We start from the raw sequence: 8,864 nt of genomic DNA on the forward strand, positions 1-8,864 counted from the left end.
CACCATATTACAAACTCGAATTTGATGTGAGAGACAGTATTGAAACACACCTTTATAGAGAACTTCGGCGACAGTTAGATCTGAATCGATCTGGTAATTACGCCACGCTTTATCAACAGCCAGGCGGGAAATTTCACAAGCATCTGCATTATGCAATGTTATATCTGACGGTATCAGCGCAGGAAAGTATTCATCCAGCATCCATGTTTCCTTGGCCGGCAAAATGCGCAACGCCGCGATAACTTTGTCACCGGGACTTACCGTGAGAAAATGTACTGCATTGGTATCAAGTGGATCGACATCAATATCATCTGAGGGGGAGCCCAACCAGCGCAACTCAGACCGGAAAACACTTGCGCGTAAATGATAGTACTCGAACACGTACTGAGAATTTAAACCACATAATGTTTTAAATCCCGCTTCATTGGCTACCACAAATTGTTGTTCCTGATTTAACTGCATAGAATTAACGCCAGCACGAATCTACTACTACAAAAGTGAGCAAAACAGAGCTCATATTAAAAATAGATTAAAGTGCTATTTAATTCCGATAACTCGTTCACAAATCCAGAGCGAGAAATGCTTCTGTTTGGCCAGGATGATAAGCAGGAAAGGTGAAATACAAAGGAGCCGCGTTATTAACTACATGCAATCATGTTTTTATAGATAGACAGGAGAGCAATTAGAATGGAAAACGATGAAGAAAGGTGAAAAAAATTTGATAGTCAATTATTGATATGCAGCAGGCTCTTTTTTACACGTGATGTAACCCAATCGACTCCTGCAGGCGATCAAGTGCTTTGCGAATCGTAATATGAGCTATAGATCCTTCATAGATGGTTTTATATTCACGCGCAAGCTCGTAAACGGGTTTAAGCCGCCTCAAATGCAACTTTGAACCCTTGAATAACTGTATCTCAAAATGCAAGGCTTCAGAGAGTGGGCCACTGGTGTTGTGATAATAATGATGCTCGATCAGGTTTACTTCCTGCCTGGTCACACCATCTTGCTCCCTCCAGTCGAGGCCTTGCTGAACAACAACAGTAGGCCGATAAATTGTCTTTAAATAATTTAACGCCTCCTGGTTTTCCGTGTATCCAAGCACTTCAATGGCGCCAAGCTGATCACTCAACGACCAATCTCGAGATGATTGCAGCTCAAAATCGATAACTTTCTTCAGGTTTCCTATATCAAGTTTTTCAAGCTTTAGTCTATCAATAAGTTTTTCCGGATATTTCAACATTGGTTGATCCTTTCTTCATTGATCCGCCCATTTCCAGGTTATAAATGACACAATTTATATAGCCCAGATACTGTTCGAAAGGACAGTTGCTATCTACAGGTTGAATATGGGACATTTTTAAACCAAGGCAAATGCAGTTTTGGTTGAAGACACAGGCCATCAATCGCAACCAATGTGTTGCTACAGAAAACCAGGAACTAACTGAGAAATAAAACCAGGAAATTAAATTGAATGCAGGACTGTTTTTCTGGCCGACCATCATGTTTATGTACATGTCGATTGGATTATTTTTCGGTTATCTGGTTTGGGGACATTAGATTGATAGCGTGAATCACTGAAGCTGCTGGAACCTTACCCTAAGAGTACTTCTTTTGTTTGTATCCTAAGTTATTCTCCCAAGATCTCACACTCTTGCCTGCTCATATCGAGCAGGCTTTTTTTTGCGCTGATTGTTATAGAAGAATACCCGCACAACGGGTTAACGATTTACTTCCAGAATGAAAATCCGACGCAGGAATATCTGGTTATCAAAAAGCAAAGCCAGGAACATAGTTTAATAAGAATGTTGAGCAAAGATGGCGATAAATCGCGGGATGAAGGTAAAGCCGCTCCGCAAACCAGCATACTATTCAAGATAACGCGCTTGCCAATGTAAGTACATTTGCCGTACGTGTTCGGCAAATTCCCGTTTATCACTGAATCCTTCCGGGCTGATGGCATCATAAACATGATAATTCGCCCGGTTGTTCTGGCTGGTCATGAAATGCCACATTTTATGCGGCAAAAGATGGGGGTCTCGCCATTCAAAGGTTTCCTGCGCTTCGTATTCCAGGAATACCGGCAAAATGGGAACACCGGTTTTAAGGGATACATCGAAGGCGCCACTCTGAAAGGTGGAATGAATTCGCCGCCCCTTGCAACCACCTTCCGGGAAAATCGCCACGTTACGTCCTTTATTAACGGCATCAACCAGGGTATCCAGAACTTGATGACGTGATTCGGGATCTTCGCGCTTTACATAGATGGTATTCGCAGAAATACCGATACGCCCAATAATGAACCAGTCTTTCACTTCTTCCTTGGCCAGCGGATAAACATCAAACAGCGATGGTATACCAAAGTCTTCAAACGCAGACGGATGATTTGAAATTAAGATGTAGTGATCAGGGAGTGGATTGAGGTTTTTTTGATGCAAACGCAAATTGACACCTAGCGCGCGAATCAGAAACTTGCACCAGATACGCGACAATGTGTGGTAGTAACTACCCGTCATTGCACGTGGTAACCATGATAGCGCGTAAAGAAATGCTGTGAATATCGAAAGCTCTATCCAGCACCATAGCAGCCATAAACTGCGCGCTACAAAACTTAGCATATACTATACCTTCAATGAAATACCCGGTTTTACCCTGCAATCATTGAGCCATTCACAGCCTGTCGCAATAGTTCAGCATAATCGTCTTCACCCAGTGCGATGGGATTACCACCAGCAGAAGGATCCTGGGTGGCCATGACGCCAATTTCCCGGCTGCGGCTGTCATCAATACCGATGGCGCCAAGGTCATTGGGAATGCCAATCTGTTTGCGGAGACTAACGATCCACGACAGGACACCCTTAAAGCTCTCGTCTTCCAGTTCCAGGCAACGCGCGAGGTGCTGCATTTTCTCTTTGAGAACCGACTGGTTTCGCAGCAATACATAGGGCATTAATACGGCATTCAGCAGCCCGTGATGCGCGTCATACAATGCACCCAGAGGATGCGCCAAAGCATGCATGGCACCCAGCCCCTTCTGAAATGCAGTTGCCCCCATACTCGATGCAATAAGCATGTGAGATCTTGCTTGCAGGTTTGCGGGTTCTTCACAAGCGAGAACCAACCAGTCCTTTATCAAGCGCATGCCTTCTATTGCGATACCATCTGCCATGGGGTGAAAACCCGGCGCACAATAGGCTTCGAGGTTATGGGATAAAGCATCCATCCCTGTTGCAGCGGTAATATGTGCAGGCAATCCCACGGTGAGTTGTGGATCCGCAATGACGATGCCGGGCAGCATTTTGGGATGAAAAATGATTTTTTTGGCATGTGCTGCCTCATCCACAATGAGCGAGGCGCGCCCTACTTCTGAACCCGTACCCGCCGTCGTTGGAATGGCAATAATGGGTACGATACCTTCCGGGTCAACTCGCTCCCAGTTATCGCCGACATCCTCGAAATCCCAAATTGGCCGTGACTGCCCCACCATTAAGGCAATCGCTTTGCCGGCATCCAGGGCGCTCCCTCCCCCTATCGTAATGACACCATCATGGTTACCTTGCTTAAATTGCGCTACACCGGCTTCAATATTTTCACCATTGGGATTGGGCTTCACATCGCTAAATATTTCAGTTTTAATACCGGCCTCGTGGTTTACATGCAGGGCTTCGTTGATCATGGGTAAACTGGCCAGCCCGGCATCGGTTACCAGCAATGGATCCTTGATATCCAGTCTGCGACAGGCATCTGGCAACTCGTTAAGCCGTCCGCAACCAAACCAGATTGTGGTCGGATAGTTCCAGTTTCCTGTTAATGCATTAACATCTTTCATTACAATTTGACCTTGTTGCCTGAATTTATGATTTCCTATTTGGTGGAAGTGCGTAAATGGAAAGACTTGGGGCGTGTCAGTTTTTCATAACCAACCTCTGACAAGCTACAGCCCTTGCCGGAATCTTTAATACCTGTCCAGGCCAGTTCGGGATCGAGATAATCACAACGGTTCATGAACCACGTGCCGGTGTTTACCTGGTTACCGATATTAATGGCGGCATCCTGGTCCGTGGTCCATACCGACGCTGTTAATCCATACTTGCTGTCATTCATCAGCCTGATCGCCTCTTCATCTGAGTCAACTTTCATAATGCCAGCAACCGGACCAAAAGTTTCTTCGGTCATCACCTGCATCGAGTGATCCACATTTAGCAACACCTGTGGTGCCAGATAAGCACCGCGTTGTTGATCAGCAGGAAATTCATTGACATCAATACAGGCTTTTGCGCCACGATCGGTTGCGTCCTTAATATGTCGGCGAACGGTTTCGGCGGCATTGTTACTCACCATGGGACCTAAAGTGGTATCTTGTTCCAGCGGATTACCCAGCTTGTACGCTTTTACCTTATTGATAAAACCATCGACAAAATCACTGTAGAGCGCTTTATGCACATAGATACGTTCAATTCCGCAGCAGGATTGCCCGGAGTTAAAATAGACGCCATCCACCAGGTTATCGACAGCAAACTCCAGGTCCACATCAGACCGAACATAGGCGGGATCTTTGCCACCCAGTTCCAGTCCCACATCAACAAAGCGCCCTGCCGCGGCCTGCTCAACCATGTGGCCGCCCGACACGGAACCGGTAAACGTGATGTAGTTGACCTGATCTGACTGAATTATTTTTGCCGCGGATTCATAGTTTAATAACAGATGTTGATATACACCCTTGGGTAAACCGGCACTCTCAAATGCTTCGCCAATGCGTTCCGCTGTCAAGGGAGTTTGCGATGACGGTTTCATGATAACGGCATTGCCAGCCATGATCGCGGGAATCACAGAATTTACGGCCGTCAGGTAAGGATAATTCCAGGGTACAATGGAAAGCACCACGCCCAGTGGCGCACGTTCTATATAGCGGGTAAAGCCTGCTTTTTGGGGTAGTGAAATGCCTGCCAGTTTCTGCTCCGCAATGTCGATCATGACTCGCGCCCGTTCGGCAAAGCCTTTTATTTCGCCCGGTGTATAACGAACAGGCCGACCCATTTGCCAGCTGATCTCTTCACCCAGTTCAGCCTGTTTTTCCAGCATGCTTTCAACGGCGCGCAAACAAATTGCTTTACGATACTTTAGATTGGTTTCTTGCCATTGTGCCTGCGCCCTGACGCCGTTGGATAAAGCATCGCTAATGTCAGCTTCCGATGCATATAACCGTTCCGCATAGATGCTATTATCAACGGGAGAGTTGACTTGCAGGATATAAGTCATCGATACCGTTCCTCTTATTATGAGTCACCAATCGCACCCATAGTGCGCGCTTGCCTGCCCAATTTGTACGCTTCTACTAATATTAATAGGCGCTATATTATTTCAAAATAGCGATCCAGCTCCCAATCGGTAATATGTTTCCGATACTCACGTTCTTCCCACTCACGACTTGCCGCATAATGATCTACGAACAGGTTGCCGAAGTACTCCTTTGCAACTTCCGAACTTTTTAAGCGTTGTGCAGAATCCCAGAGCGTGGCCGGTAACTGCAGGTGCTCCGGAAAAGTCTGGTCATAGGCATTGCCGATGACCTTTGCTTCAGGCTCCAGGCCTTTTTCAATACCATATAAACCGGATGCCAGGGCGGCGGCCAGAATAATGTAGGGATTTGCATCGGCTGCGGCGACACGATATTCAACGCGTTGCGATTTTTCACTACCGGGTATCACGCGCAAGGCACAAGTACGATTCTCTACTCCCCATGTCGCATGAGTAGGCGCCCAGAATCCGGGCACCAGGCGAGTGTATGAATTGATGGTCGGTGCAATCATGGCTAAAAACTCAGGCATCAGTTTCTGCTGCCCTGCCACGAAGTGCCGCATAGCATCGCTCATATTATCCGGTTGACTGGCATCGTGAAACAGCGATTTTCCCTGCTGGTCCTGTAGTGATAGATGGATATGTCCACTTTGGCCGGGCCATTCTGCAGACCACTTGGCCATGAATGTTGCTAACAGTCCGTTTCTCTGGGCGACGATCTTGGTAAAGGTTTTAAACAGGGCCGCTTTGTCAGCGGCATTCATTGCAGTATCCACTGCGATGGCAGCTTCCAGTACACCTGGTCCGGTTTCTTCGTGCAAACCTTCCAGGGGAAAATCCATTTCTTCACCCAGGGTAAGCAATTGATGATAGATTTCCGCATCCACGCTATTGCGTAGCACGGAGTAACCAAAATAACCCGGCGCTAAGGGAGTTAGATTCCGGTAATTTTTTTCACGAACCGACTGGTGGCTTTCGATGAACATGAAAAACTCGTACTCAAATCCGGCGTATGGGAAATAGCCCATGCTGTGCGCTTTTTCAATGACACGCCGTAACACACCACGCGGGCATATCTGCTCGGCTGCTTCGGCAAACTCACCGAGAAAAAACAGGCCCTCACCTTCAAAGGATAAATCGCGGCAGGTGTCTGGTAAAATGCGTACCGGCGCATCGGGATATCCGGTGTGCCAGCCGGTATAGGTCACATTATCGTAAAGCTGGTCTTTTGAATCCCAACCCAACACCACATCACAAAATCCAAAGCCTTTGTCTAACGCCGAAAAGAACTTGTCGCGCGAAATATATTTACCGCGCAGCACGCCATCAACATCAAACACACCGACTTTCACGTGACTCAGATCTCGTTTTTTGACTATTTTCCGAGCGTCGTCTATCGTTTTTACCTGTCTGGCTTCCATCAAAAATCCCACCTAATTTATTATATATTACATGCAGTTATAGCATTTTTCGCCATCTTACTTTAAAGAATATAATTTAACTCTGAGATGACTATATATAGTACTAGCCATCTGGAAACATCGATAAACAACTCCCTATAATAGGATAGCTCAGCAAAAACAAATTTTTATAGACTGAAATGAAAATTGGTATATTGCAAACAGATTCCGTACGCCCCGAACTCATCGCTCAGTTCGGTGACTATCCCGATATGTTCCAGTCACTATTCAGGCAAGTTGATCCCACCTTGCGTTTTGAGACTTACGATGTTCAGCATGGTAATTATCCCAACACTATTCACGCCTGTGATGCTTATCTTACTACCGGCAGTAAAGCCAGCGTTTATGATGATGAAAACTGGATCAAAATCCTGCTCGACTACTTTGTTGAATTAAATAGCCAGAACAAGAAGCTGCTGGCAGTTTGTTTCGGTCATCAACTGGTGGCCGATGCATTTGGTGGTAAAACGGAAAAATCAACGAACGGATGGGGTGTCGGTGTACATTCTGTGCAGGTGCGAACAAAGCCATCATGGATGCAGCCCGCACTAGACGCTTTTAATGTTGTGGTTAGCCACCAGGATCAGGTCACTCAGTTACCTGGCTACGCCAGGTTGATTGCCGGCAATAACTTCTGCCCGTATGGCATGTTTCAACTCGGTGAAAATATACTGACCATCCAGGGTCACCCGGAGTTTAGCAAACCATACGCCGAAGCCATGATGCAATATCGTGCCGATATCATTGGTGAAAGAACATTTAGGGAAGGTATTAAATCATTGCAAAAACCGGTGGACGATCTAACTATCGCGAAATGGTTTATTAATTTTCTTAAAACAAAATGAACCGTGGTCGGGCCGACACCGCGCACACTATTATCGCTTGCCCAGCGTGAAATAAAAACATGCGCCTTTATCAGGCTCTGCTTCTGCCCAGATGCGTCCATCATGTCGTTGCACTATTCGGCTAACTGTCGCCAACCCTATTCCCGTTCCTTCATAGTCCGCGCTATGCAGACGTTGGAAAACTTCAAATATCTTGCTGGCATATTTCATATCAAAGCCGGTGCCATTATCCTTTACATAAAAAATAGCATCGCCTTCCTGCTCCGTTCTTCCAAATTCTATTACCGGATCAGGCGATTTGCTGGAGTACTTCCATGCGTTATCCAGGAGGTTATTCATCAAAATAGTTAACAGCGGCTCATCACCTTCCGCATAAATGTTTTCCGCTACGATGATTCTTACAGCGAGTTCGGGCTGTTGTTCTTTTAATTGTTGAATTTTCCGCCGGGCAATATCCGATAGATTAACAAGTGTTTGCTGCATTTCTACACGCGAAATACGTGCAATATTAAGCAGGTCATCAATAAGCATCGCCATACGCTGAGTATTTTCCCGGACTCGGCGCAAATTATTCTTACCCTCTTCGTCTAATTGCTCGGCATTGTCCTCCAGCAATGCAAGGCTAAATCCGTCTATACTGCGTAATGGCGCACGCAAATCATGTGAAACTGAATATGAAAACGCTTCCAGTTCCTGGTTGATGGTCTGCAATTCGGCCGTGCGATCATTTACCCGTTGTTCCAGGTGGTTATTCAGGTTTTGTAAATTTTCCTGGGTGAGATTCAGGCGCTGTTGATAATCCTGTAGTGATCGGGCAAAGTTATTTATTTCATTGACAGATGAATACAGGGTGTCATCAGGCAATGAATTATTGTTTGGAAAGTGCTTGATTGATTCTATGTGCCTGTTTAATGTTATCAATGGTTTTGCGAAAAAAGCCATTACCAGCCAATACAAAACAAACAATATCACCAATACCAGCGCAACGATGTACGCAAACGTCCTGTAAATTACATTCTTTAGTTGATCCAGTTCTTTATAGTGCAGTTCCTCACCATGGACGTGATTAATTATATTTCCGGCGGATACACGCGTGGAAGCGGGTAATGTAATGGAAATACTGCTAATATCCAGGTGCGAAAAGAGGTTTAACTCCGCCAGCGCCGCTAAAAAATCCACTTTTAGTCCGACATAACCAAATATCTCTTTGCTATTTTGGTGCAGGAACACAGGTTTGAATACACAAACCCAGGGACGATTA

General features: G+C 45.8%; 8 protein-coding genes. 1 reads left to right on the forward strand and 7 read right to left on the reverse strand.

The annotated features are described in order from the left end of the window. From ACWVCM_RS07770 to ACWVCM_RS07795, 6 genes are all read right to left on the reverse strand, one after another. Positions 1-462: acyl-homoserine-lactone synthase (locus ACWVCM_RS07770; protein ID WP_455201162.1), on the reverse strand; the 462-nt coding region annotated here is incomplete at its 3' end. 292 nt (positions 463-754) lie between these two features. Then, complete coding sequence (locus ACWVCM_RS07775; protein ID WP_455201163.1) at positions 755-1,243, reverse strand: hypothetical protein; 489 nt, start codon at positions 1,241-1,243, stop codon at positions 755-757. Positions 1,244-1,868: 625 nt separating this feature from the next. Then, a complete protein-coding gene (locus ACWVCM_RS07780; protein ID WP_455201164.1) occupies positions 1,869-2,618 on the reverse strand; it encodes a lysophospholipid acyltransferase family protein in 750 nt (249 codons plus the stop codon). Between the two features lie 29 nt (positions 2,619-2,647). Further along, entirely contained in the window at positions 2,648-3,829 is a 1,182-nt protein-coding gene (locus ACWVCM_RS07785) for an iron-containing alcohol dehydrogenase (RefSeq protein WP_455201165.1), read from the reverse strand. A 35-nt stretch (positions 3,830-3,864) separates the two neighbouring features. Then, the gene (locus tag ACWVCM_RS07790) at positions 3,865-5,259 is read right to left on the reverse strand and encodes an aldehyde dehydrogenase family protein (RefSeq protein ID WP_455201166.1); all 1,395 of its coding nucleotides are present in this window, start codon (positions 5,257-5,259) and stop codon (positions 3,865-3,867) included. Positions 5,260-5,351: 92 nt separating this feature from the next. Next, positions 5,352-6,719, reverse strand: coding sequence for a glutamine synthetase family protein (locus ACWVCM_RS07795; RefSeq protein WP_455201167.1), 1,368 nt, complete (start codon positions 6,717-6,719; stop codon positions 5,352-5,354). Positions 6,720-6,898: 179 nt separating this feature from the next. Here ACWVCM_RS07795 and ACWVCM_RS07800 point away from each other — a divergent pair, with 179 nt between their 5' ends. Continuing rightward, the gene (locus ACWVCM_RS07800) at positions 6,899-7,603 is read left to right on the forward strand and encodes a glutamine amidotransferase-related protein (RefSeq protein ID WP_455201168.1); all 705 of its coding nucleotides are present in this window, start codon (positions 6,899-6,901) and stop codon (positions 7,601-7,603) included. A 30-nt stretch (positions 7,604-7,633) separates the two neighbouring features. Here the strand turns inward: ACWVCM_RS07800 and ACWVCM_RS07805 are convergent. Continuing rightward, the coding region (locus ACWVCM_RS07805) for a sensor histidine kinase (RefSeq protein WP_455201169.1) at positions 7,634-8,864 on the reverse strand (1,231 nt) is incomplete at its 5' end.

This window comes from Kaarinaea lacus, assembly GCF_975902315.1.